Raw genomic sequence first — 23,642 nt, forward strand, 5'->3', positions numbered from 1 at the left:
CCATCTCATAAAACTGTAACCGGACATATGTATCTCTACAAAATTTCATCCTGCCTTGGATTGGCAGTATTGCTGGCTTCCTGCAACCTGACAGATAAGCATAGCAAATACGATAACGAAGAAAATGCGCACATCAGCACCAAAATACCTGCTCCTGCTAAAAAAAATATAGCCAAAACAACTGCCAGCGCCCCTATACTGGGCGAAAGAATCGGCGGCCATGCGGTGATACGCAATAGCCCTGGGGGAGATCCCATCGTTTCACTGGAAGATTATATCCCTCTGCGATGCGCCCCCCTGAAAAAAGACTGGTACCCGGTAAGCGTAGATTTTGATATCACACCACAGGAATACAACAAGCCCTTGTTCCGTAAAGGCCGCAAAATAAAGGTCAATGGCGTAGCCGCCGGCGTGTTGGAACGTGACATCAAATTACCCGTGGCTACCAATGGCGAAAAAATGTGGGCTACCGTTAACGGCTATACGGAAAAGAAGAATATCCGGGGCGGTAGCATCATCGAAACGGCACTCACCAGCTATATGAAACAGCATAGCGGCCGCAGTATCGCCGACATGCAATCCTTTATCCACAACTTCGGCCTCGAAGAAGAAAAAACCCTTAAACCATATATACTTTACTTCAATTACGAAAGTGGTATCGATGACCCCAGCCCGTTGTACCGGTTGGCACTCGTATTCCAGGGCCAGCAACTTATTGGCGTGCTGCACTCCCGGCCACTGCAGGTAGACGGCAGTAGCGCCCGCCGCTTACAACGGGGTTTTACCGTCAACTATCTCAGCGGCATAGACAACAGCCTGAAAGAAGATTTTGCCCAGAAATTCAATAAGTTCATTCTGGCAGTTGATTAAGGTCATAACTAACGGTTATCACCCATTACAGATCATCATTTGACTCCGGCCGCCACTATACGGAACTTTGTGTCTCATTACAATCGTTTCGTGTATGCAACATCATCAAATAAGTGAGCACTGGTTAACGGCTTTTACTCCCAAAATAATTTTTGTTACTGCGGCTGCCGTCACACTTCTGCCAGTGGTTCCACCACCCGTAGCATTGCTCATGGGCTTTGCCCTTGCGCAAACCACCGGTAACCCCTTTGCCGCGGTTACTCCCCGGATTACCCACTGGCTGCTACAGCTGTCTATAATCGGGATGGGGTTTGGCATGAATGTACACAGCGCATTGAAAGCCGGCCGGGAAGGCTTCCTGTTTACCGTGGCAGCCATTGCTGCCACCTTACTGACCGGCGCCCTGTTAGGTAAATTACTGGGGGTAGACAAACACACCGCCCACCTGGTTTCCTGTGGTACCGCTATCTGTGGCGGTAGCGCCATCGCCGCGATTGCACCAGTGATGAAGGCCGGAGAAAAACAAATTTCCGTTGCCCTGGGTATTATATTCCTGCTCAACGCCCTGGCCCTTTTCATATTCCCTGCGGTGGGTCATGCGCTGCACCTTACCCAGCAACAGTTTGGGCTATGGAGCGCCATCGCCATCCACGATACCAGCTCTGTGATAGGCGCTGCTAACAAATACGGGGAAGAAGCCCTGCAGATAGCTACTACCGTAAAGCTATCCCGCGCCCTCTGGATCATCCCGGTAGCCTTTGCTACCACGCTGTTGTTTAAAACAGATACAGGCAAAATAAAAATTCCCTGGTTCATCGGTATTTTCATCATCGCGATGCTGTTCAACACCTGGGTTCCCCAGGTACAAGCCCTGGCGCCTCTGATGGTCAAAGGAGCTAAAACAGGGCTCTCCCTGACGCTGTTTCTCATAGGCACCAACCTTACCCGGGAAGCACTCCGCGGAATAGGCCGTAAGCCTTTACTGCACGGTATATTGCTGTGGGTACTGATCAGCATCGGCACCCTGATCGCCATCCGCTGCCTGGTATAATATACCGAGGAAAATCCCGTGATAACCTTATTCTCATTTTACATATATTTGTTTTATCCAACAGCACGAAAGCCAAATCAAAACAACCAGCAGGATGTAATTCTCAGTAACCTTAATGACTACACGTTATTCATGAGCCGGTCACCCGCCAACAAATCTGGCATTTATATGGCCACCTTCAGAGCCATTGAAAGCTCCCGGCCGGAAAAAGAAAGACTTTTTCACGATCCGTTTGCTACTGCCTTTCTTTCCAAATCCTGGCAAATCATTATTGCCTGTTGCAGTATCCAGTTGATCCGGAAGATGGTAGCCGCCAGTATACAAATACGCTGGCCAGGTACTTTTACTGCGGCTGCCGCCCGGACAAAACTGATTGACGACATGATCTGTCACGCCATCAAAAACGAGGGCATTAACCAGGTCATTATCCTCAATGCTACCTACGATACCAGGCCCCACCGGTTAAGCCCGGGCCTGCCCGTACATTATGTGGAGCTGGACCATCCGGACATACAACGCCGCAAACGCAACATCATCAATTCACTCGGAGGACTGCCTGCCGTACATGTCGACTATATTCCACTGGACATGAATACCGAAAGTATCTCAGATGTCATTCCCCAGCTTTTTCACCGCGAGCATTATAAAAGCCTTTTTCTCTGGGAAGGCGTTACTTCCAGCCAGGAAGCCCGGCAGGCGGAAATGGTCTTTCACTACATCAAACAATTACGTTCCGGAACACAGATCATCTTTACCTATGCAGACCGCGCTGTGCTGGAAAATCCAAAAGCATTTTATGGTTTTCCACGAATTGACCGGCTGCTGAAGCGGGCCGGCGAAAACTGGGATTTCGGCATGTGTCCCGATGAGCTGCGCGCCTACCTGGATAGTTACAACATGGTACTCCACTATGAAGGCGGCGCCGCAGATTATCGTACACAATACTTCGGCGAAAAGAGTAAGGACATGAAAGGATATGAATATTTCAGGCTGGCGAGAGCAGAAGTAAAATAGCGGGTGTATCTTCGTATACCAATTTTACCATGCCGCATATGCATATTCACTACTTTCAACATGTGCCATTTGAAGGCCCGGGCTGCATTACCAATTGGGCAGCCAGCCACCAGCACCAGCTCACCCATACCCGCTGGTATGAAAGCACAGATGCGACTGCTCTCGCAGCGGCCGACTGGCTGATTGTACTGGGAGGCCCTATGGCGGTATATGAACAGGACCACATAACCTGGATGGCCACAGAAATAGCACTGATCCGGGAAGCCATACAACAAAATAAAAAGATACTGGGCATTTGCCTGGGCGCACAGCTCATCGCCGCCGCCATGGGCGCCAATGTATATCCACATACGTTAAAGGAAATTGGCTGGTTTCCGCTGGATCTTAGCTTCCAGGCGCAGGCCGCACCGCTGGAAGACATACTTCCGCATCATTTCAATACCTTCCATTTCCATGGCGACACCTTTGATGTGCCCACCGGAGCTACCCGCTTTGCTGCATCGGCCGCTTGCAGCCACCAGGCCTTCATTTACGGTGACCGGGTCATTGGTCTGCAGTTTCACATGGAATTTACCCCCAACATCATCCATAGCCTGTTGCACCATTGTGCCAACGATATCAGCGCCGGTGGCGCCTTTGTTCAAAGTGAAGAAAAAATACGCCAGCACATGAACCTGCTGGAAGTTAATAACGAAACCATGTATCGCCTGCTGGATTATATAGCGGCGTTATAATAAAATATGATTGTATGAATGCTGCGTTTGATGTTTTGATTGTAGGCGGGGGCCCTATCGGCCTGGCTTGCGCACTGGAAGCCAAGAAAGCAGGTCTTTCTTATGTGATTATAGAAAAAGGCTGTGTGGTCAATTCTCTCTACAACTACCCGCTATACATGACTTTCTTTTCTACTTCCGAAAGACTGGAAATCGGCAATGTACCTTTTGTGTCCATCAACCCCAAGCCTACCCGGCCGGAAGCCCTGGAATACTATCGCCGGGTTGCCACTTCCCATGAACTGAATATAAAACTGTTTGAAGAGGTACAACAGATCACACCTAACGCAAACGAATATACGGTAACAACCAGTCATCGTACCTGGCACGCCCGGCACATCGTTATTGCCACCGGTTTTTACGATATTCCCAACCTGCTCAATGTTCCCGGCGAGCAACTGCCAAAAGTAACCCATTACTATAAGGACCCACACTTTTACGCCACCCAGGATGTACTGGTGATCGGCGCTCACAACTCCGCCGTGGATGCTGCCCTGGAAACGTATCGCAAAGGTGCCCGCGTAACCATGGTAATACGTGAAGATGCCATTGGATCGAGAGTGAAGTACTGGGTAAAACCTGACATAGAAAACCGGATTAAAGAGGGAGCTATCAAAGCCTGCTTTAAGTCGTCGGTACTGGCCATCCGTGAAAAAGAAGTAGATATTGCCACGCCGGATGGTAACATCACTATCGCCAACGACTTCGTTATTGCCATGACTGGCTACCAGCCGAACTTTGCTTTCCTGGAAAATGCAGGGATCACCTTATCCGATGATGCGATAAAAATGCCGGTATATAACCCGCTCACCATGGAAACCAACATGCCCCGCATATACCTTGCAGGAGTGGTATGTGGCGGGATGAACACACATGTATGGTTCATAGAAAACTCAAGAGAACACGCAGGAAAAATTATTGCACATATAAAAGGAAGAGCTTAAAGCGGAAAGCAGCCCTCCCATTTAAACGATATTCACTTCCCTTTCCAGCGCTACACCGAACTTCGCCTGTACACTGTCGACCACTTCCTGCGACAACTGGTAAATTTCCTTACCGGTAGCTCCGCCGTAATTTACCAGTACCAGCGCTTGTTTGGCATGTACGCCCGCGTCGCCTTTACGGTACCCTTTCCAGCCACATTGTTCTATCAGCCAGCCTGCCGCCAGCTTGAATGCCTGATTAGCTACCGGGTAAGCCACCAGTTGCGGGAAAGCAGCATGTAAAGCCTCATATTGTTCCTGAGGGATAGTGGGGTTCTTAAAGAAGCTGCCCGCATTGCCTATTTCCGCCGGGTTGGGCAATTTGGAGGAACGGATGTTGATCACCGCCTGGCTGATAGCCTGTATCGACAATGTTTGCACATTCATGCGTTGCAGTTCTTCGTTAATAGCACCATAACTAGTGTTAAAATGCGGCTTTTTGCTGAGCCGGTAGGTAACAGACAGAATAGCAAACTGGTTACGGAATTGTCTTTTAAAGACACTTTCCCGGTAACCAAACTCACAATCGGCATTGTTGAAAGTAACCAGGTGGTTATCATCCAGGTGCAAGGCTTCCAGCTCATGAAAGACGTCTTTTATTTCTACCCCGTAAGCGCCGATGTTTTGCATAGGGCTGGCGCCTACATTGCCGGGGATCAACGACAGGTTTTCCAGGCCTCCCAGCTGCAGGGCAATACAATGCTGTACAAAGCCATGCCAGTTTTCACCGGCGCCCGCTTTCACATATACGTAGTCGTTATCTTCTTTTACTACCGTGATGCCTTTCAATTCATTCTTTAGCATCCAGCCGTTAAAGTCGCCGGTAAACAGGATATTGCTGCCGCCTCCCAGTATCATCCGGGGCAAATTGCTCCGCTGTTGCTGCTCCATCAAAGCCATCAGGTCTTCCACAGACGCAAAAGTGGCAAAATACCGCGCATGGGCGGCGATACCGAATGTATTATAGGATTTGAGCAGAACATTTTCTGATACCTGCATAATAACTTAAATTTATGGTCAGCAAAGATAGCCGCAAATCATTTAGAAATTTCCAAATCCATTAATCCATTTTCATGAACAAGACTGCGATTGTCATAGGAGCTACCGGACTTACAGGCACCCACCTGGTGGCAGCCCTGTTGCAAGATCCTGCCTTTGACAAAGTAAAAGTATTGATCCGTAGGCCCTGGGCACATTCCAGGCCGAGATTGGAAAACGTGATCGTGGATTTTGAAGATGACGATAATCTCGCTGCCGCTCTACAGGGCGATGTACTGTTTTGCTGTATCGGCACCACCATCAAAAAAGCCGGCTCACAGGAACGGTTCAGAGCAGTAGATTACGGCATCCCGGTAAAATGCGCCAGTATAGCGCATGGGCAGGGCGTATCGCAAATACTGGTGATGTCGTCTATCGGCGCTAATACCCATTCCCGCAATTTTTATCTCCGTACCAAAGGAGAAATGGAAGAAGCTATACAACAAACCGGTTTCCACAGCATTGCCATTTTCCGCCCCTCCATGCTGATCGGCTCCCGAAAAGAATTCCGCTTGGGCGAATGGCTGGGAAAATATCTTATCCAGTTATTTTATTTCCTGTTGCAGGGGAGATGGAAAAAATACCGCCCCATTAAAGCAGCCACGGTGGCCAACGCCATGATAGCAGCCGCTAAACAGGAGGAAGCCGGCATCAGCGTCTATGAATCCGATGCCATTCAACAGATGGGCGCTTCATGAAATCCGGGATTTGAGTCTTATCTTTATCCCGTATGAAAAAATGGGTCCTTTTACTGGCTGTGACAGGCATGGCAATACTGCCAACATATATACAGGCACAGGTAAACAGCTACTTCCCTGAAATATGGAAAGAAAAACCTCAGCTGCATACAGTGTCCGCTACCAATGAACCTTATGCTGTAATTGACTATCGAATCGTCAGAGATTTCAATGTCAGCGCAGGTGACAGAGCCGCAGGGTGTACACAATACAAAACCATCTACAAAATTGTAAAAATTAATACCCAGGCAGGCGCCGACAGTCTTACTCAGCTCATTATGGATTTTGAGGCCAATGAAACCCTGAGAGGCTTGCACCTGCGTGCCCTGCATCCCAATGGAACAGTAGCAGACCTCGCCGAGCAGGTACGTATGATACACCTCAGCGATGATCGCAGCGCAGTGGTAGTAACGCAGCTGGCTCTGCAACCCGGCAGTGAAATTGAATACGAACTAAACCTAAAAGTAGGCTTTAGCTACGCCGGCTCCGATTTCCTGCAATCCTCCCTTCCCTGCAACCACGTCAGCTTTACATTGGTAGCACCCAAGGGAATGTCTTTCAAACTTAAAACCACACCCGGATTACCCAGTATCAGCGATAGTACCGGCGCCGATAATAAACATTACTATTGGCTGAACGTACTGCATATGCCGGCACTCAAAAACAATGACCTGTATTACATGCTTCCCCAGCTGCAACGTGTCGACTTTGCCCTTCACCAGGCTATCTATGGAAAAGATACCAGCCGCATGACCTGGCAACAGTTTGGAGAAGATAACTATATTCCTTTTGTAGCCGTTTCCAAAGCAGAATATAAACAACTGGAGAAAGAAATACAGAAGTGGCCCTTTACCCAGCAACGGATGCCCGCCACGCAAATGATTTACCTGGTTGAGCAATACATAAAATCAAATATAAAACTGGTACCACCAGAAGAATCCGGCGAAACAGTAGATCTGATCAGCATTTTACGGAACCGGCGCGCTGAAAAAGCCGGTTTCACACGCCTGTTGAATGCTGTGTATTATGTGCTGAATATTCCCACACAAATACTGTTTACTTCCTCCAGGGATAGCTTGCTGATCGATAGCCAGCTCGTGGTCCGGCAACTGCCATCAAATGTACTCCTGTATTTTCCCACGGTACAGCAGGCGCTGGCCCCAGCAGAAATGAATACACGCTTTCCCTGCTATCCGCCCATCTGGGCCAATATCCCTGCGATACGCTGCCGCGATACCCTCGTAGGACAGGAAAGTAAAGTGCTGACAGATATTATTACTACGCCACAACCACCTTACACCCTCAGTAATATTACCACAGATGCTACCCTTACCTCTTTTGCCGACGCAACATGGGACGTAAAACAATCTTTCGGCGGCTACCCCGCAGAAAATATTAAAACAGCCTTCACCATCAATGGAGGCGCTACAGAAGGAAAATTCAAAATTTACAATGCGATTTTACCTTTTCAGCCAGGGGTGAGGAAACCAACAGCGGTGACCACAGAAAACGAAGTATTCAATGGTCGCATGCTGGATAAACCTGTACTGGTAAACAGTACCCTGCGTACGCCATCCCTCATAGAAAATAAAAATAATGAAATACACCTCTTCCTGGGGCAACTCCTGGGTGGTACGGTGCCTATCGACTTAGCCATGCCTGAAGGCAACCTTCCGGTACAGATCACTTTTCCGTATTACCAGGAAAAGCGCGTGCATATTACCCTGCCTCCCGGTTATAAAGTAGCCAATAAAGCCGCCTTCCAGGCCGACATCAGCGACGCCGGCGCTCAACCTGCACTGGGGCTTAAAATGCGCTGCGAGCAGGAGGGTAATCAACTCAACATCTTTGTACTGGAATGGTACCGACAAACCGATTTTACTGGCAACAACAAACAACTGTTTTCGCAGCTGGTACACAAGGTGCATGCACTGCAACAACAGCAACTGGTATTGGTAAAGGAGTAGTAATTTAAACGCCGTCTACATCAGGGGTGATGACCACCGAACGGAATTTCTTCTCTGTTCTGAGCTGTATGATAAACTCCTGGAGTACCCGTTTAATATGTGCAATAAGCCGGGCTTCGCGGGGTAATTTAATCAGCATTTCCTGTAAGTAATTGTTGCGCACCTTCGCTACCAATGGAGCTGCCGGGCCTACCAATTGAGCGCCTATATGGGGTTGCAGCCAACTGGCCAATATCATGGCCGCCTGTTCTGCTACCTGCTGATTTTTATGCCGGATCGTTAACTTCAATAAACGGAAAAACGGGGGATATCCAAATACCTGCCGCTCGGCGATCTCCGATTCATACATCGCCTTATAATCATGCGTGGTTACATAATGTAAAATAGGGTGCCGCGTATTGCTTGCCTGGATCAATACCTTACCCATGCCATGTTTGCGGCCGGCGCGTCCACTCACCTGCTCCATCAGCTGGAAGGCGCGCTCATTCACCCTGAAATCTGGGAAGGCCAACAAATTATCCGCACTCAGGATGCCTACCAGGTTTACATTTTCAAAATCCAGGCCCTTTACCACCATCTGTGTGCCCACCAATATATCGATACTGCGTTCTTCCAGCAGCTGAATTAACTTATTGTGGCTGTCTTTATTCCGTACCGCATCCACGTCCATGCGCGCAATACGGGCTTCGGGAAAAATTACCTGTAGGTCATCTTCTATCTTCTCCGTCCCAAAACTTTTAGGCTCCAGCGTTTGGGAACCACAGGCTGCACAGGTGTGTACATAAGGATAGCGAGTGCCACAATAATGGCAGTGCAGCTTATCCTGGTTGCGATGGTAGGTAAGTGATACATCGCATTGCTTACAGTGGGGAATCCAGCCACAGGTGGTACAAAGCAGGAAAGGCGCATATCCACGGCGATTTTGAAACAGGATCACCTGTTTGCCTTCCGCGATACTTTGGGTGATGGCATTTTTCAGCGCTTCGGTGAAATGACCGTCCATCGTCTTCTCTGCCACTTCCTTCTTGATATCCACGATTTCAATGGCCGGCATCTCTACGCCGCCAAAGCGTTCATTGAGCTCCACTAATCCATATTTCCCCTGCCGGGCATTAAAATATGATTCCAGCGACGGGGTAGCTGATCCCAGCAGTACTTTGGCTTTAAAGAGGCTGGCATAATAAATAGCCGCATCCCGGGCATGGTAGCGGGGCGCCGGGTCCTGCTGCTTATAGGAAGAATCATGCTCTTCATCGAGAATGATGAGTCCCAGGTCTTTAAAAGGTAATAAAAGGCTGGAACGTGCACCCAGTATAATTTGTATCTCTCCCGACTTTACCTTGTTCCATATCTCCACCCGTTCATTGTTATTAAAACGGGAATGATAAATACCGATACTGCTGCCAAAATGCTTCTGCAAACGGCGGATGATCTGGGCTGTAAGCCCTATTTCGGGCAGCAGGTATAATACCTGTTTTCCGTTGGCCAGGCACTCTTCCATCATCTTCACATACACCTGTGTTTTTCCGCTGGAAGTAACGCCATGCAACAGGGTTACCTGTTTGTCAGTAAAGTGTTGGCGTACCTCTTCCAATGCCGTTTCCTGGGCAGGGCTCAATACAAAATCGATCTGGGCATCTACTTTGCCGGTGGCAATACGATCCACGGTACGTTTTTCTACCCAAAGAATATTTTTATCGATCAGTCCTTTTAGTTGTGCAGTGGTAGCACCGGATTTTTTCAGCAGTGCGGTTTGCTTTACGCTACCTTCTGTTTTCAGCAAATGCAGGTAGGCCAGCAACAGTTCCATTTGTTTGGGTGCACGGCCCATTTCATCGAAGAGTGCCGCCAACCGAGATTCCTCCTGGTATTCGGCGTGCAGTTGTACGTAGTTTTCTTTCTTCTCTTTATATACTTCCTTCAGCTCTTCATAGATCACCAGTACTTTTTTCTCCAGTAATTTTTTTATCACTGAATACACTTCCGATTTATCCAGGATCAGCTGTACTTCTTCTATGCGCAGTTCTTTACGGATAAGCAGGGCTTCTGCGATGAGGTACTCATCGTCGTCAAGTGCGGTGAAATCATCGCCATATTCTTCGTTGAAGAGCAGCAGTGTTTCGCTCGACAGTTTAAGATGGGCGGGCAAGGCCGCATTGAGCACCTCTCCTTCTGTACACATGTAATATGCAGCAATCCAGGTCCAGAAATCTAACTGTACAGGATATACGACAGGAGCAGCATCCAGCATATCCAGCAGCGGCTTGGTTTTATATGGAGGCGCCTGTTCATGTATTGCTTTTACAATACCTGCATATTTTTTCTGTTTCCCTAACTGTACTGCTACCCGGCTTCCTGGTTGCAGGGATGCTTCCATATTTTCCGGAACGGCATAAGTATAGTTTCTGGGTAACGCCAATGGCAATATTACATCTGCGTACTTCATCCTATGGGCTGCAGGGTTGGATATTGACGGTGTTTACGTAATTCGGCATCCATGATGTCGTGTACCTTTTGCTTCAGGGTATTGATATCATCCATGGTGAGGCCGGCTACCGGCACGGGTGGTAAAAATACCACGCGGCATTTGCCTGGGTTGATGCGCATAAAATTATGCGGCAGGCGGTCGCCTGCATCCAGGTATAATACAGGTTTAATAGGCATTTGTAATTCTATCGCCATACGGAATGCGCCGTTGTGAAACGGGCGTAATGGTTGTTCGCTTTCGTTGGTGGTACCTTCCGGGAATACCAGGATGGAGATACCTGCCCGGAGTGCAGTCATCATTTCGCGTACGCTCCTGGCCCTGGCAGCTGCGTTGGAACGGTCTACCGCTACTACGGAATTTCTATAGATAAATCCAAAGAAGGGTACTTTCGACAGCTCCACCTTCCCCAGGGGGCGAAAAGGCAGACGCATTACTTTTACGGCGATGGCTGCATCCAGGTAAGAACGGTGGTTTACGACGTAGATACAGGGATCGTTGTCACGCTCGCATTCATATTTACGGGTTACCCACATTCCCACCAGCGGGAACCAGGCATGCGCCCAGAAGCGCAGGAAATAAAATATAATATTTCCCCCTTTCTGCCGTCCGAGCAACGATGCCAGGAATATAGGAGGCAATATCAAAAACATGATGCCCAGGAAAACGGCAGCGGCGTATATCACATAAATAACACGCAATGGCTTCAAAACAAAATTCATAGACGCCTCTGTAAAGTTTTTAAATATGCCGGAAAACTACGACAAAATCTGCGTTAATCGCAATGGCAGGTCCAGTCTTTATCCAGGTCGATGCAGGTGATCACCTTCGCATTTTCTTCGTCGCAGGGAGCAAAGACAATCCGCAGGTGCTGCCCCTCGCTGGAATAACCTTCCAGGGCATAGGTAGGGCAGGGTTTATCGGCTGGGTTCGATTTCTCCGGGTTGATTTTTCCTTCGGCCAGGATTTCCTCCACCTCAGTCTTTGTTACATGACGGCAACCCATACGACAAATGGCGTGACTAGTATACTCCAGGCGAGCATGCCGGTTGAGCGCTTCGTTGGTGATAGGCGGGTTAGCAGTGGCATTACGTACCACTACAGGCCTGGCTCCGGGGCCGGGCGGTGTAGATACACTCTTCCACCAGCGTTGCTGCCAGCCTGCCAGCAATAAAACGGATAAGAGTATAACCGGAAGATATTTTTGTATGGATTTCATATAACAACAGAACGCCGCGCAAATTACTCAAAATTCCTTACCTAACTATGACATAAAAAGTTCCTACCTTTGCCTCCCTTTATGGAACAGGTAAAAACAGTAGCTTTTCATACACTCGGCTGTAAGCTGAATTTTTCAGAAACCTCCACTTTGAGCAGGTTGCTGGAACAGGATGGGTTTGTAAAAACGGATTTTGAAGATACCGCAGATGTTTATGTGATTAATACCTGTTCGGTAACCGATAATGCCGATAAAGAATGCCGTATGCTGGTACGCCGCATACAACGCCGCGCGCCGGGCAGTATGGTAGTCATCACCGGCTGCTATGCCCAGCTGAAGCCACAGGAAATCGCTTCTATTGAAGGGGTGGACCTGGTATTGGGCGCTGCTGAAAAATTCAATATTGCCGAGCACCTAAAAACACTGACCAAGGGCGACAGTACCAAAATCTGCTCTTGTGATATTGAGGAAGTGAATAGCTTCCATGCCTCTTACTCTCTCAACGACCGCACCCGTACTTTCCTAAAGGTACAGGATGGCTGCGATTATACCTGCGCTTTCTGCACCATCCCGATGGCCAGGGGAAAAAGCCGCAGCGACAGCGTGGCTAACGTGGTAGCCCACGCTCATACCCTTGCCGCTACCGGCGTAAAAGAGATTGTACTCACCGGTGTAAACCTGGGCGATTTTGGAAAAGGTTTTGAAGGCGGTAAAAAAAGGGAAGAATCCTTTTTTGAACTGGCACAGGAACTGGATAAGGTAGAAGGTATTTCCCGCTACCGCATTTCCTCCATAGAACCGAACCTGCTCACCAACGAGATCATTGAATTCGTGGCCAACAGCCACAAGTTCATGCCGCATTTTCATATTCCCCTGCAAAGTGGCAGCAACGAAATACTGGGATTGATGCGCCGCCGCTACCGCCGGGAACTCTATGCAGAAAAAGTGGCGCTGATCAAACAATTTATGCCGCATTGCGCCATAGGCGTCGACGTGATAGTAGGCTTCCCCGCTGAAAGCGATGCCCACTTCCAGGAAACGTACGACTTCCTCCACGCACTGGATGTCACCTACCTGCACGTATTTACCTACTCAGAAAGGGCCAATACCCACGCATTGGATATTAAACCCGTAGTACCGGTGCATATCCGCAACGAACGAAACAAAATACTCCGTAACCTCAGTCATAAAAAACAACAGTTTTTCAACGAACAACACCTCCACCAAACCCGGAAAGTATTGTTTGAATCGTTGGGTAAAGATGGCATGATGGAAGGCTATACCGATAACTACATCAAAGTAACCACTCCTTTCCGACAGGAATGGCACAATCAGCTGATCGACTGGGAACTGCGTTAACTGGATTTTCTCCGGAGTAAAAAGCCCCGGAAATGCCCATGCCAGGCAATGAGGTTGCCTATCAGGAAATAGTCTTTAAGATTATTCCGGATTGCACTGCGCATAATACGCGCCACCACATTACGGCCTACTTCTCCCTTTTCAGCGATCCACGGCAATAATTCCAGGGAAAGTATCGATAATACCGCACTCAGGAGAAACAGGAAATTCCATTCATGCAGGTACAACAAGTGAAATACCTTCTGTTTATAAGGCCCCGTGAAAGTAGCATCAATCTGCACATGCCTTAATTCGAAAAAGTCGGCCAGGTAACCGCCTAGCAATGGCGCCAGCGCAGAGAATACCGCCGTAATAATATTCTTGGCAGACAGGTATACCACCGCATCCCTTGTAGGCGCCAGCTTCAAGCCAATATTGTTTAAGGATAAGTTGACGCCTGCGTTGGCAATCCCCGTAAATATGTGGATCAATACCAGCAACAGGATATTGATATATTGCATGGAATAAATGCCTACAAAACACCAGGCCACCAGGCACGCTACATACAAAGGACCGCTGATAGCTATTATCGACTTATTGCTGTACCTGTCTGCAAATATTCCCCACATCCGGAAAGTAAATACGCCTGTAAGCTGGCTTACCATGAGTAATACCGTAATATAAGACAGGGATAGATGCATGCTCTTCATCATAAACACGGTAAAGAAAGGCATGGCTATACCTACGGCAAATGCCCAGGCAGAATTGAATAATAACAGCCGCAAAAAATTAGGATCCTGTAAAGGGCGCATCAGTAATTTAAATATATTCGCCTTGTCCATCTGCGACTGCGGCTCTTCTGCCCTGGCTAAAATCAGCGCGCCTACAATACCCGCAATGCCTGCAAGCACAAACATGCAATAGTAAGTAGTGAGCTCATATGCAGGATAATGCCGGCGGATATAATCCACCCCAAATGCGGCCAGCAGGCTGAGTATTACATTCAGTCCCTGCGTATAGGCGCTTCTTTTGGCAAAATAACTGCCCATAACATGTTCCGGCACCAGGTCTTTTACCCAGGCATTCCAGCTGGGGCCGGCCACAGACCCGAAAAAATAAAAGAAAAAAAGAAAAACAATCAGGAAACGGATATTTCCCAGATCAGGGAATAGTAGAGGGATAACGCCGGTCAGCAATAACGGTATCCGGGCCAATAAAGAACAAACAACCGTTACCAGGCGGCGGTTGTTTGTTCTTCTTACCAGCCAGATAGATACCAGCTGAAATACGTTTGTTAATGTGGGTAAAGCAGATATCAACCCAATCTGCAGGTTGTTGGCGCCCATCAATAATGCCATGGCCACCAGGAAAGCGCCGCCTGTGAGCGTAATCATGGCTTCTGCTGCAAGTCCATCTACAATCAGGATCTGCATGCCCTGCTTGATATCGGTTTCCGTTAGCTGTTGCTGTGGTTTCAGATGCATACGATCAGGTTTCAGCATAAAACAGATAACGGAAAGCGACAATGATTATACCATACCGGTGGTCATTCGCCTACTTAGGAAATCCGGCGTCTGCTTTCACTTCCTGTAACTGTTGGGTGTGCCTGTTGGTATGTGCCGCATCCAGCAACAATAGCTGGTAGGCATCAATCATGCCCAGCACCGGGTGGTTCATTACATGGTTACGCAGATCATCATTAGTACTGGTTACATATTCAATCAGCTTATTTCTTTGCTCGGTAAAATTTTTGATCGCTTCCCCATCAGAGGAATATCCATGTTTAGGTATGCCAAACTCGGGCGCCTTTACCTTATGGCTCCGGTCCTCCACATTTTTAATGATTTGCTCATCCGTTATTTTGATCTCCGCCCTTTTTTCAGGATTTACCGGTTGTTTCACCAATTGTTGTTCTCCTTCCATAATAGCCTTTTCAATGAGGGTAATATGCTCCACACATTCTATCACCGACCAGCGATCTGGAGCGGTTTTATATTCCAGCTGTGCATCGCTCAGCCCTTGTACTTCTTTCAGGAGGTTGTCCCTGGTTTCCTGTAATTGGGAGATGAGCAGTGTTTTGTCTTCATGTACCACCTTCTTAGCGGGAGGTTGAAATGCCATAAAGTTTATGCTAGCGGCAGTAAGCAGCAATAACCGTAACTTTTTCATGCGGATAAGTTTAAGTGCCAGAAATTGGAGTTAGAGATAAGATTGCGAAAAGTAATTTACGAAAAACCGATGATCTCCAGAAATTCTTCCCGGCTGATGAAAGCCGCACCCAGTGAGGCCAGATGTGTAGTATGCACCTGGCAGTCGATCATTTTCAGCTCAGACGCGTAGGTTTGTACAAAGGTTATAAAGGCGGCCTTGGAGGCATTGCTCACATCCGAAAACATCGACTCGCCGAAGAAGAAAGGACCCGTTTTAACGCCATAGAGACCGCCAACCAGCTGGTTGTCCTGCCAGCATTCTACCGACATCGCATAGCCGGCCTTATGTAAACGGATATAGGCTTCCTGCATTTCGGGGGTAATCCAGGTACCGGTTTGCCCAGGCCTCGGAATGGTGCTACAGCGTTGAATCACTGCTGCAAAATCTTCGTTATAGGAAATATGGAATTGTTGCCGCCGCAATACTTGCTTCATACTGGCAGACACCTTTAGTTCATCGGGAAATAATACAAACCGGGGATCTGGGCTCCACCAGAGGATAGGTGGCTCATCGTACCAGGGAAAAATACCTGAACGGTAGGCCAGTAACAGTCGTTCTACGGAGAGATCGCCTCCTACCGCCAGTAATCCATCCGGCTCAGCAAGCTGCACAGGCGGAAAGATTAATTTTTTATTAAGACGAAAAATAGACATATCAGGTGCCTGCCATTTCTTCAATAGTAGCACTTAAACCTCTTTCCTGGAGGGCCTCACACAAAGGACGCAGCTTAATATACTCACCCTGTTTTACGGCGTATTTGCCGTTAAAATGAATAATCAGGGCACATTGCTCTGCCTGCTCATGTGTATGCCCGCAAACTTCCATAAGGGAAGCAATCACCCAATCAAATGTATTTACCTCATCATTCCATACCACCAGACTAAACGGAAACTGCTCATCTTCCGCTATCAATACGTCTACTTCTTCCTCCGGTAGTACTTTTGTGCTTGTACGATCGCTCATCTTTGAAAAAAGCTTTACGCAAAATTACATGGATTATTCGTTAATTTATCCATATTTAGGACCGATACCCTGATTTTAGAGATATAAAAATGGTAATTAATGAAAGGACTGGTTTTACTCATGGACACAAATTTACCACTGAAAGATCCTGTACCGATCTTCTCGCTGGTATTGTTTATTATACTGCTGGCCCCTATCATCCTGCGTAAATTCAGGATACCCAGTATCATAGGGCTCATTATCGCCGGCATGCTGATCGGGGATCACGGGTTTAAAATAGTTGAAAAAGGAAGTATTAACCTGTTTGCCAATGCAGGCTTGCTCTATATTATGTTCCTGGCCGGACTGGAGCTGGACATGACCGAGTTTCGCAAAAACCGCTACCGTAGTATGGTTTTCGGTGCTTTTACCTTTTTTATTCCGCTCATCATGGGATTTGTGGTATGTACCTACGTACTGCATTTCAATTTTATGGCTACCCTGCTGGTATCCAGCATGTTTGCCACCCATACCCTGGTGGCCTACCCACTGGCCAGCCGGCTGGGCATCACTAAAAATGAGGCCGTTACTGTAGCGGTAGGAGGTACTATCATCACCGATACCGCCGTACTGCTCATCCTTGCCATCATCACCGGGGCCCAGGCGGGCAACCTCAACACCTACTTCTGGGTACGTTTGGGCATTTCCCTGGCCATTTTTGCCGTTATTATCCTCTGGCTGATGCCTATGCTGGGCAGATGGTTTTTCAAGAAAATAAAGGACGATAAAACATCCCACTTCATATTTGTACTGGCATTGGTATTTGCCGCCGCCTTCCTGGCAGAACTGGCGGGCGTAGAAGGTATTATTGGGGCCTTCCTCGCTGGATTGGCCCTCAACCAGCTGATTCCGCACACTTCCCCACTGATGAACCGGATCGAATTTGTGGGAAATGCCCTGTTTATTCCGTTTTTCCTTATCAGCGTAGGGATGCTGGTAGATTTACGGGTATTACTCAAAGGTCCTGAAGCCCTGATCATTGCCGGGGCGCTCACCCTTATGGCCCTGTGCAGTAAATGGCTCGCCGCCTTCTTTACCCAGTTGTCGTTCAGGTACAGCAACACCCAGCGGAACGTGATCTTTGGCCTCAGCAGCGCCCATGCGGCCGCTACGATTGCCGTTATCCTCATTGGATATAATATGGGCATTGTAGATGAAAATGTATTGAATGGAACGGTAATCCTGATCCTCATCACCTGTCTTACCGGGTCTTTTGTAACGGAAAACGCCGGCCGCCGGTTGGCCATCCAGGAAGCAGAAAACAAACCGGAAAATCCGGAACAACCGGAACGCATCCTGGTACCGGTGTCCAACCCCGAACGGATCGAATCCTTACTCGATTTTGCAGTGATGATCAAAGACACCAGCGCCCCCACCCCTATTTACCCGCTGGCAGTAGTGCAGGATAACGACGAAGCCAAAGAAAAGATACATCTTACCAATAAAATGCTGGAGAAAGCAGTGATACATGCCGCTGCCACAGAAAGCCCCGTACAGGTGGTTACCCGCATAGACCTGAACGTGTCTGATGGTATTACCCGCGCCACCAAGGAATTGCTGATCAGCGATGTCATCCTGGGCTGGACAGACAGAACCAGCACTACCGACCGCTGGCTGGGAAATATCTTCGGTACCACACTCGACAACGTTTTACAACGGGTGTGGGAAACGGTATATGTATGTAATTTCCATTCCCCGTTGAACACTACCAAGAAAATGGTGCTCGTAATACCTCCCAACGCGGAATATGAATTGGGATTCCTGCATTACCTGCAGAAAATGTTCATGCTCGCTAAACAGGCAGGCGCACGCCTATTGGTATTCTGTAATGCAAAAACCCAGGTCATTACCGAAGCTTTTTCTGAGAAATCAAAACTCAGTGTAGACCTTAGCTTTAAACAATTTGATACCCTGGAAGATTTCCTGATCCTTTCCCGCGAAATTACCCGCGATGACCTCGTAGTAGTGGTAACAGCGCGTAAAAGTACGCTTTCCTATCATGCGTATATGGATAACATTCCGGCCAAACTGGAACGTCATTTTAAAGATAATAACGTAATCCTGTTGTACCCGGAACAAAGAGAGTTTAACTCGCTCGAAGCAGGCCTGCAGCCGGAAGACCTCACACTGGCACCTATACAGGAACAAATTGCCAACCTGAACAAACTGGGTAAGGCGGTAAGACGAATATTTAAGAAATAGCTGAAAGCATAAGGCGGAAAGCAAAAAACTATTGTGGCGGATAATCTTTGCGAATATGTAAATCGCATTGGTCATTCGCCACAATAGTTTTTTGCTTTCCGCTTTATGCCTTTAGCTAATAAAAAAAGGTCCTGCAAAAACTGCAGGACCTTTTTAATTTGTGTGTAGTGTGGGAGCTACTGGATTCGAACCAGTGACCCTCTGCTTGTAAGGCAGATGCTCTGAACCAGCTGAGCTAAGCTCCCGAAAGATCTTTAAGACGGAACGTTGATGGTAGTGGGAGCTACTGGATTCGAACCAGTGACCCTCTGCTTGTAAGGCAGATGCTCTGAACCAGCTGAGCTAAGCTCCCGCTAAAGATCTTTAGTAAATATGTCAAAAAATTGAAGTGGGAGCTACTGGATTCGAACCAGTGACCCTCTGCTTGTAAGGCAGATGCTCTGAACCAGCTGAGCTAAGCTCCCTTTTTATTTGTAGCCATCATTCCTTTTGTTCGATGGGATTGCAAAGGTATAAACTAATTTTATTCTACCAAATATTTTTTGAAAAAAGCAGGAAAACAAGATAGCAAAAAGTAAGCGCATTTCCCCCAAACCATCTCCCATAGCATATTTTCAAAGGAGCAAAATTACACTTCAATTTTATAAATCCTTCGCTGCTCTTTTTCATTTATATATATGGAGCATCAATAATGTGCATTTTTTTAGGGGATTTCCTGTTTTTCATTTTCGCTTCATCTTCGGCGGCTAGCTTTGTTCCTGATATAATTATTGAACAACCGAAAAATCTTTGTCATGAAATCTACCACATTAATGATCGCCACTATGCTATTGTCTGGTGCCGCGTTTGCACAACAAGCCAATGTAAGCACTAATGCCAGCACCAATGCAAATATTACGGCTGCTCCACAGCAGAGCAAGGTAACTACCGCCTCCAGCACCAATACCAGCGCCACCATATCTACTCCGCATAGCGAGGGATCCATAAATGCTTCTCATAGCAGCGCAGGTACCATTACTACTGGCAACACCATCGCCAACAGCGTCAGTGCGGGCCAACAGAGCGCAGTGCAGGCACAAAACAATATTGCCACTACCGTAAATAATACCGTGCAAGCCGGCCAGCAAACAGCCATACAGGCACATGGTATCGTTACTTCAGCTGCCAATACTACTGTGCAGGCAGGCCAACAGGCCGCCGTGCAATCCCATGCTGCGGTAAAAGCCACTACCAATAATTCAGTCAAAGCTACTAACCATATCATCCAAACCAGTGCAGCGGCTTCACAAAGCGTGAAAGTACACCCTGCTCCTATTAAAGTGAATACCAGCGTTGTAGGAAATGCCGGCCTTCACATCTTGTAATTCCAAAATAAAAACAGAATTTTGTTGAGATATCTCAACAAAATTCTGTTCTCTTCCGTAATGGTAAAAGTGCTGACATCTGTTTCCGTGTTGTTGTTCGCAATAGCATTACTCCGGCCCTTCGAAGGCTATGGGCATGATAAAGCCATTTCTGAAAAAGCACCTTTTACCCGTTACTTATTACCGGTCGCCGACAGTGTACCACTTACCAATCACCCGGCAGATAAGCCTGCTGAAAAACCGGTGGATCCATCTTCATTACCTGTTATTAAAGAAGTGCCTAAAACAAGGCGCATGGTAAAACCGATGGCCCTTCCTTCTCCATTGCCTGTCCAACCAATTAAGATCATAAAACCAAAAATCGTCATCAAAAAGCTGATCTGACGGGACACTAAAAAAGCGAATCATGAGATATGCATTCATATTAACCTTGCTGGCAGGGTTATGCTACCAGTCTGTAATGGCACAAACCGACAGTACTGCCCGCATGGACACCACCATACAGGTTGAAAAAAAGAAAACAACATTTACCCTGGGCGCGCTCTACGCCAATAATGCCAGTTATTACGGGCAAACCGCCGCTTCGCCCATGCCATACATAGCCGCCAGCGGCGTGGTGCAGTTCCCCTGCGGTATTTATCTGAGCAGTACTGCTTACCGCCTGTTGAAAGATTCCAGCCACGCCGTATCCGCCACCAGTGCTACTGCCGGCTTCTCGTTCCCTATAGGTAAAAAGCTGACCGCCGATATTGCGTATAGCCATACTTTTTATCCATCTAATTCTGCCTTCTTACAAGCCGCTAACCCGGATAACGCCACCGCCTCGCTGAAGTATAAGTACTGGATGACCACCGGCATCAGCGGCGATTACGCCTTTGGCAAACAACAAGACGTATTTGTTACTGCCACCACCGAAAAACTTATCCAACTGGGTAGCTTTTCTAAAAAAGACCTGATCACCCTCACTCCGTCTGTCGATGCGGTAGCAGGCACCCAGCATTTTTATGAATCGTATGTAACCCAACGCTACCTGCAGTTCAAAGACCTGGGGCTGCCCCTGCCCTTTTTACCGGGCGTACCAGCAGGCAGCCAAACGGTAAGTAAAGAAGCTACCAGCTTCGACATACTTTCGTATAACCTGCATATACCACTGGCCTATAATCGCGCCCACTATATGATTGAAGCCGCCTACCAGTTGTCTGTGCTCAGTGATAAAGCCCTCAGCGGCGCGGGGGAAACCCATTCTTTTGTGAATTGCAGCTTTTATTACCAGTTTTAAATGAATGTACTGATCATAGAAGATGAACGGTCGATGGCAGCCGAAATGGAGGCCTTCCTGAAGAAGGCCTACCGCTGCGAGCTGGCAGCTAACGCCACACAGGCCATCATAAAGCTGGAAGACAACCAGTACGACTTCGTATTGCTCGACCTGGGGCTCCCGGATATGGACGGCCTTCAGCTATTACAAAAGGCACGCAAACTATGCCCGGAAGCAGCTTATATCATTCTCACCGCCCGCGGGCAACTGGAAGACCGTATCAAGGGGCTCGACCTGGGCGCAGATGACTATCTACCAAAACCCTTCTCCCTGCTGGAACTCCAGTCACGGATGCAGGCCATCGCCAGGAGGAGATTTGGCCTGCAGGAAGCCCTGCTGCCACTCGGCGATTTTAGCCTGGATCTGCAAAAAAGAAATGTATATTTCGAACAGGTAGAAATAGCGCTTTCCCGCAAGGAATTTGACCTGCTGAGTTATATGCTGCTGCACAAAAACAGACCGCTCACCCGCATGCAACTCAGCGAACATATCTGGGGCAACCTGGCTGATGAAGATTATGATTCTAATTACATTGATGTACATATTAAAAATATCAGGAGAAAATTGTCGGCCTACGGATCGGTAGAATGGCTGCAAACCATCCGCCACGTAGGATATAAAATAAAAATCTAGCGTGAAACTTTTTACCAAGCTTACACTGTTTATTACACTGTCGAAAATGGCCGTGGCAGGGCTCTTCATTCTTATACTCCCCCTGCTGGTGGAAGACATCGCCTATAAATACAACGATTTTTATCTCCGGGAACAAAAGAAAAAAGTCCTACAGGTAATACAGAAAAATGGCATCGATGCCTACCTGCAGGGAGAAGAAAACTATGGTAGCTATACTATGCTGAAAGAAGAATATATCTCCCTGGAACCCGCTACATCGCTATCTCTCCACGATACCATTGCCACCGTACGGCGTTTAGTAGAGGGCGATACCCTCACCTATCGTGTACTCAGCCACCAGCTACAAGCCAATCAGCATTCCTTCCTGCTGGAAATAGGTAAAAAAACCGCTACCATCAGCCAATATAATAAACCCTTACAACGGGTGGCGTTATATGTGCTCGGGGGACTTATCATCATCACCATCGTGATTGACCTCATCTTTACCCGGCTACTCCTACATCCATTAGGCAAAATTATCAGTACCCGGTTACTCAACCGGCGCTTCCCCTTTAAAACGCAGGCGCCGCCAATAAAAACCAGCACCACCGATTTCCGGTATCTCGATGAATCGCTGGTGGAACTCATGACCCGGATCAATGCGGCTTTCGAAAAAGAAAAAGAATTTACCTCCAATGCTTCTCATGAACTGATGACGCCGATCAGCATCCTCCAAAGTAAAATGGAAAATATGCTCGTGGATACGGCAACTGACGAAGAGCAACAAAAAAGAATCCTGGGCATGATGAAAACGCTTAACCGGCTCAAAAAAATTGTTCGCACCCTCCTGCTCATTTCACGCATTGAAAATGATCAGTTCCCCAAAAATGATACGATCATACCTTCAACGCTGGTAGCGGAAGTGATGGAAGAATTGGAACACCGCCTGGATGAAAAAGGCCTGCACTATTCATCGCAGCTGGCATCGGACATAGCACTACCTCATCTCAATCATGACCTGGTTTTCCAGTTGATATATAACCTGCTCAACAATGCTATTAAATACAATAAAACAGGAGGCTGTATCCGGGTAACCGATGAGCGGCTACCAGGCGCTTACCGCTTAACAATTGCCGATACCGGGGTAGGTATCGATCCCCGGGATATTCCTGCTATTTTTGATCGTTTCCGGAAGGCGCCCCGTGATACGGAAGAAGGATACGGCCTGGGGTTATCCATTGTTAGCACTATTGCCCGGTATTATCATATACAGATTACCGTAGATGCTGCGATAGATCAGGGCAGCGCGTTTAGCTTAACTTTTCCGCTATAATCGAGTAGGAAGGTAGCCATTATTTGGCTACCTGTCCTCTCACACCACCGTACGTACCGGTCTGGTATACGGCGGTTTGTCAAAATAATTTCTTCTGATGTTCTGTTTTCAGATAATAATGTTGA

General features: G+C 47.7%; 22 protein-coding genes and 3 tRNA genes. 14 read left to right on the forward strand and 11 right to left on the reverse strand.

Annotated elements, in window-relative coordinates:
- Positions 1 to 27: 27 nt before the first annotated feature.
- From HGH90_RS07770 to HGH90_RS07790, 5 genes are all read left to right on the forward strand, one after another.
- On the forward strand, positions 28 to 870 hold the full coding sequence (locus tag HGH90_RS07770; protein ID WP_169190761.1) for a hypothetical protein: 843 nt from the start codon (positions 28 to 30) through the stop codon (positions 868 to 870).
- A gap of 94 nt (positions 871 to 964) precedes the next feature.
- Positions 965 to 1,921: a YeiH family protein gene (locus HGH90_RS07775; RefSeq protein WP_168762223.1), complete on the forward strand. Its 957-nt coding sequence runs from the start codon at positions 965 to 967 to the stop codon at positions 1,919 to 1,921.
- A gap of 168 nt (positions 1,922 to 2,089) precedes the next feature.
- The gene (locus HGH90_RS07780; RefSeq protein WP_168762222.1) at positions 2,090 to 2,935 is read left to right on the forward strand and encodes a class I SAM-dependent methyltransferase; all 846 of its coding nucleotides are present in this window, start codon (positions 2,090 to 2,092) and stop codon (positions 2,933 to 2,935) included.
- 38 nt (positions 2,936 to 2,973) lie between these two features.
- On the forward strand, positions 2,974 to 3,669 hold the full coding sequence (locus tag HGH90_RS07785) for a type 1 glutamine amidotransferase (protein WP_168762221.1): 696 nt from the start codon (positions 2,974 to 2,976) through the stop codon (positions 3,667 to 3,669).
- Between the two features lie 14 nt (positions 3,670 to 3,683).
- A complete protein-coding gene (locus HGH90_RS07790) occupies positions 3,684 to 4,652 on the forward strand; it encodes a YpdA family putative bacillithiol disulfide reductase (protein ID WP_168762220.1) in 969 nt (322 codons plus the stop codon).
- A gap of 21 nt (positions 4,653 to 4,673) precedes the next feature.
- Here HGH90_RS07790 and murB read toward each other — a convergent pair whose 3' ends face one another.
- The gene (murB, locus tag HGH90_RS07795) at positions 4,674 to 5,690 is read right to left on the reverse strand and encodes a UDP-N-acetylmuramate dehydrogenase (protein ID WP_168762219.1); all 1,017 of its coding nucleotides are present in this window, start codon (positions 5,688 to 5,690) and stop codon (positions 4,674 to 4,676) included.
- A gap of 74 nt (positions 5,691 to 5,764) precedes the next feature.
- Between murB and HGH90_RS07800 the strand changes: the two genes are divergently transcribed.
- Together HGH90_RS07800 and HGH90_RS07805 are read left to right on the forward strand one after the other, a co-directional pair.
- Positions 5,765 to 6,427: an oxidoreductase gene (locus HGH90_RS07800; RefSeq protein WP_168762218.1), complete on the forward strand. Its 663-nt coding sequence runs from the start codon at positions 5,765 to 5,767 to the stop codon at positions 6,425 to 6,427.
- Positions 6,428 to 6,459: 32 nt separating this feature from the next.
- Positions 6,460 to 8,433 carry a DUF3857 domain-containing protein gene (locus HGH90_RS07805; RefSeq protein ID WP_169190762.1) on the forward strand — a complete coding sequence of 658 codons (1,974 nt, stop codon included), beginning with the start codon at positions 6,460 to 6,462 and terminating at the stop codon, positions 8,431 to 8,433.
- 4 nt (positions 8,434 to 8,437) lie between these two features.
- Here the strand turns inward: HGH90_RS07805 and priA are convergent, their stop codons facing one another.
- Genes priA through HGH90_RS07820 form a run of 3 tightly spaced genes read right to left on the reverse strand, consistent with a single transcriptional unit; the run spans position 8,438 to position 12,137 of the window.
- A complete protein-coding gene (gene priA / locus HGH90_RS07810) occupies positions 8,438 to 10,879 on the reverse strand; it encodes a primosomal protein N' (RefSeq protein ID WP_169190763.1) in 2,442 nt (813 codons plus the stop codon).
- Positions 10,876 to 11,640: a lysophospholipid acyltransferase family protein gene (locus HGH90_RS07815; protein ID WP_168762215.1), complete on the reverse strand. Its 765-nt coding sequence runs from the start codon at positions 11,638 to 11,640 to the stop codon at positions 10,876 to 10,878. The genes priA and HGH90_RS07815 overlap by 4 nt, the downstream gene beginning before the upstream one ends.
- Before the next feature lie 53 nt (positions 11,641 to 11,693).
- Entirely contained in the window at positions 11,694 to 12,137 is a 444-nt protein-coding gene (locus HGH90_RS07820) for a DUF4258 domain-containing protein (RefSeq protein ID WP_168762214.1), read from the reverse strand.
- 69 nt (positions 12,138 to 12,206) lie between these two features.
- Between HGH90_RS07820 and mtaB the strand changes: the two genes are divergently transcribed.
- Positions 12,207 to 13,496 (forward strand): tRNA (N(6)-L-threonylcarbamoyladenosine(37)-C(2))-methylthiotransferase MtaB, encoded by a 1,290-nt coding sequence (mtaB, locus tag HGH90_RS07825; RefSeq protein WP_247679787.1) that lies wholly within the window; start codon positions 12,207 to 12,209, stop codon positions 13,494 to 13,496.
- Here mtaB and HGH90_RS07830 read toward each other — a convergent pair.
- From HGH90_RS07830 to HGH90_RS07845, 4 genes are all read right to left on the reverse strand, one after another.
- Positions 13,493 to 14,959: an MFS transporter gene (locus HGH90_RS07830; RefSeq protein ID WP_169190764.1), complete on the reverse strand. Its 1,467-nt coding sequence runs from the start codon at positions 14,957 to 14,959 to the stop codon at positions 13,493 to 13,495. The two genes, mtaB and HGH90_RS07830, sit on opposite strands and share 4 nt — an antisense overlap.
- 70 nt (positions 14,960 to 15,029) lie before the next feature.
- Positions 15,030 to 15,644, reverse strand: coding sequence for a DinB family protein (locus HGH90_RS07835; protein WP_168762212.1), 615 nt, complete (start codon positions 15,642 to 15,644; stop codon positions 15,030 to 15,032).
- A gap of 56 nt (positions 15,645 to 15,700) precedes the next feature.
- Positions 15,701 to 16,297 carry a leucyl/phenylalanyl-tRNA--protein transferase gene (aat, locus tag HGH90_RS07840; RefSeq protein WP_317166133.1) on the reverse strand — a complete coding sequence of 199 codons (597 nt, stop codon included), beginning with the start codon at positions 16,295 to 16,297 and terminating at the stop codon, positions 15,701 to 15,703.
- A 43-nt stretch (positions 16,298 to 16,340) separates the two neighbouring features.
- Positions 16,341 to 16,649 carry an ATP-dependent Clp protease adaptor ClpS gene (locus HGH90_RS07845; RefSeq protein ID WP_168762210.1) on the reverse strand — a complete coding sequence of 103 codons (309 nt, stop codon included), beginning with the start codon at positions 16,647 to 16,649 and terminating at the stop codon, positions 16,341 to 16,343.
- A gap of 99 nt (positions 16,650 to 16,748) precedes the next feature.
- Between HGH90_RS07845 and HGH90_RS07850 the strand changes: the two genes are divergently transcribed.
- The gene (locus tag HGH90_RS07850; RefSeq protein ID WP_169190765.1) at positions 16,749 to 18,890 is read left to right on the forward strand and encodes a cation:proton antiporter; all 2,142 of its coding nucleotides are present in this window, start codon (positions 16,749 to 16,751) and stop codon (positions 18,888 to 18,890) included.
- Positions 18,891 to 19,060: 170 nt separating this feature from the next.
- Here the strand turns inward: HGH90_RS07850 and HGH90_RS07855 are convergent.
- The 3 genes from HGH90_RS07855 to HGH90_RS07865 all read right to left on the reverse strand — a co-directional run bounded on the left by HGH90_RS07855 (position 19,061) and on the right by HGH90_RS07865 (position 19,354).
- A tRNA-Val gene (locus tag HGH90_RS07855) sits at positions 19,061 to 19,135 on the reverse strand.
- Between the two features lie 32 nt (positions 19,136 to 19,167).
- Positions 19,168 to 19,242: transfer RNA gene (locus HGH90_RS07860), tRNA-Val, on the reverse strand.
- 37 nt (positions 19,243 to 19,279) lie between these two features.
- Positions 19,280 to 19,354, reverse strand: a tRNA-Val gene (locus HGH90_RS07865).
- A 330-nt stretch (positions 19,355 to 19,684) separates the two neighbouring features.
- Here HGH90_RS07865 and HGH90_RS07870 point away from each other — a divergent pair.
- Genes HGH90_RS07870 through HGH90_RS32085 form a run of 5 tightly spaced genes read left to right on the forward strand, consistent with a single transcriptional unit; the run spans position 19,685 to position 23,517 of the window.
- Positions 19,685 to 20,254, forward strand: a complete 570-nt coding sequence (locus HGH90_RS07870; RefSeq protein ID WP_169190766.1) for a hypothetical protein — start codon at positions 19,685 to 19,687, stop codon at positions 20,252 to 20,254.
- 21 nt (positions 20,255 to 20,275) lie between these two features.
- The gene (locus HGH90_RS07875; RefSeq protein ID WP_168762207.1) at positions 20,276 to 20,638 is read left to right on the forward strand and encodes a hypothetical protein; all 363 of its coding nucleotides are present in this window, start codon (positions 20,276 to 20,278) and stop codon (positions 20,636 to 20,638) included.
- Positions 20,639 to 20,660: 22 nt separating this feature from the next.
- The gene (locus tag HGH90_RS07880) at positions 20,661 to 21,533 is read left to right on the forward strand and encodes a hypothetical protein (RefSeq protein ID WP_169190767.1); all 873 of its coding nucleotides are present in this window, start codon (positions 20,661 to 20,663) and stop codon (positions 21,531 to 21,533) included.
- Positions 21,534 to 22,205, forward strand: coding sequence for a response regulator transcription factor (locus HGH90_RS07885; RefSeq protein WP_168762205.1), 672 nt, complete (start codon positions 21,534 to 21,536; stop codon positions 22,203 to 22,205).
- A gap of 1 nt (position 22,206) precedes the next feature.
- Positions 22,207 to 23,517: a sensor histidine kinase gene (locus HGH90_RS32085; protein WP_168762204.1), complete on the forward strand. Its 1,311-nt coding sequence runs from the start codon at positions 22,207 to 22,209 to the stop codon at positions 23,515 to 23,517.
- The last annotated feature ends 125 nt before the right edge of the window (positions 23,518 to 23,642 follow it).

The sequence above is a fragment of the Chitinophaga sp. Ak27 genome (assembly GCF_012726295.1).
Lineage (GTDB): Bacteria > Bacteroidota > Bacteroidia > Chitinophagales > Chitinophagaceae > Chitinophaga.

Coding starts and splice junctions, on each gene's coding strand:
- HGH90_RS07770 (WP_169190761.1), top strand. CDS start 28: ATGTATCTCTACAAAATTTCATCCTGCCTTGGATTGGCAGTATTGCTG.
- HGH90_RS07775 (WP_168762223.1), top strand. CDS start 965: ATGCAACATCATCAAATAAGTGAGCACTGGTTAACGGCTTTTACTCCC.
- HGH90_RS07780 (WP_168762222.1), top strand. CDS start 2,090: ATGGCCACCTTCAGAGCCATTGAAAGCTCCCGGCCGGAAAAAGAAAGA.
- HGH90_RS07785 (WP_168762221.1), top strand. CDS start 2,974: ATGCATATTCACTACTTTCAACATGTGCCATTTGAAGGCCCGGGCTGC.
- HGH90_RS07790 (WP_168762220.1), top strand. CDS start 3,684: ATGAATGCTGCGTTTGATGTTTTGATTGTAGGCGGGGGCCCTATCGGC.
- murB (WP_168762219.1), bottom strand. CDS start 5,690: ATGCAGGTATCAGAAAATGTTCTGCTCAAATCCTATAATACATTCGGT.
- HGH90_RS07800 (WP_168762218.1), top strand. CDS start 5,765: ATGAACAAGACTGCGATTGTCATAGGAGCTACCGGACTTACAGGCACC.
- HGH90_RS07805 (WP_169190762.1), top strand. CDS start 6,460: ATGAAAAAATGGGTCCTTTTACTGGCTGTGACAGGCATGGCAATACTG.
- priA (WP_169190763.1), bottom strand. CDS start 10,879: ATGAAGTACGCAGATGTAATATTGCCATTGGCGTTACCCAGAAACTAT.
- HGH90_RS07815 (WP_168762215.1), bottom strand. CDS start 11,640: ATGAATTTTGTTTTGAAGCCATTGCGTGTTATTTATGTGATATACGCC.
- HGH90_RS07820 (WP_168762214.1), bottom strand. CDS start 12,137: ATGAAATCCATACAAAAATATCTTCCGGTTATACTCTTATCCGTTTTA.
- HGH90_RS07830 (WP_169190764.1), bottom strand. CDS start 14,959: ATGCATCTGAAACCACAGCAACAGCTAACGGAAACCGATATCAAGCAG.
- HGH90_RS07835 (WP_168762212.1), bottom strand. CDS start 15,644: ATGAAAAAGTTACGGTTATTGCTGCTTACTGCCGCTAGCATAAACTTT.
- HGH90_RS07845 (WP_168762210.1), bottom strand. CDS start 16,649: ATGAGCGATCGTACAAGCACAAAAGTACTACCGGAGGAAGAAGTAGAC.
- HGH90_RS07850 (WP_169190765.1), top strand. CDS start 16,749: ATGAAAGGACTGGTTTTACTCATGGACACAAATTTACCACTGAAAGAT.
- HGH90_RS07870 (WP_169190766.1), top strand. CDS start 19,685: ATGAAATCTACCACATTAATGATCGCCACTATGCTATTGTCTGGTGCC.
- HGH90_RS07880 (WP_169190767.1), top strand. CDS start 20,661: ATGAGATATGCATTCATATTAACCTTGCTGGCAGGGTTATGCTACCAG.
- HGH90_RS07885 (WP_168762205.1), top strand. CDS start 21,534: ATGAATGTACTGATCATAGAAGATGAACGGTCGATGGCAGCCGAAATG.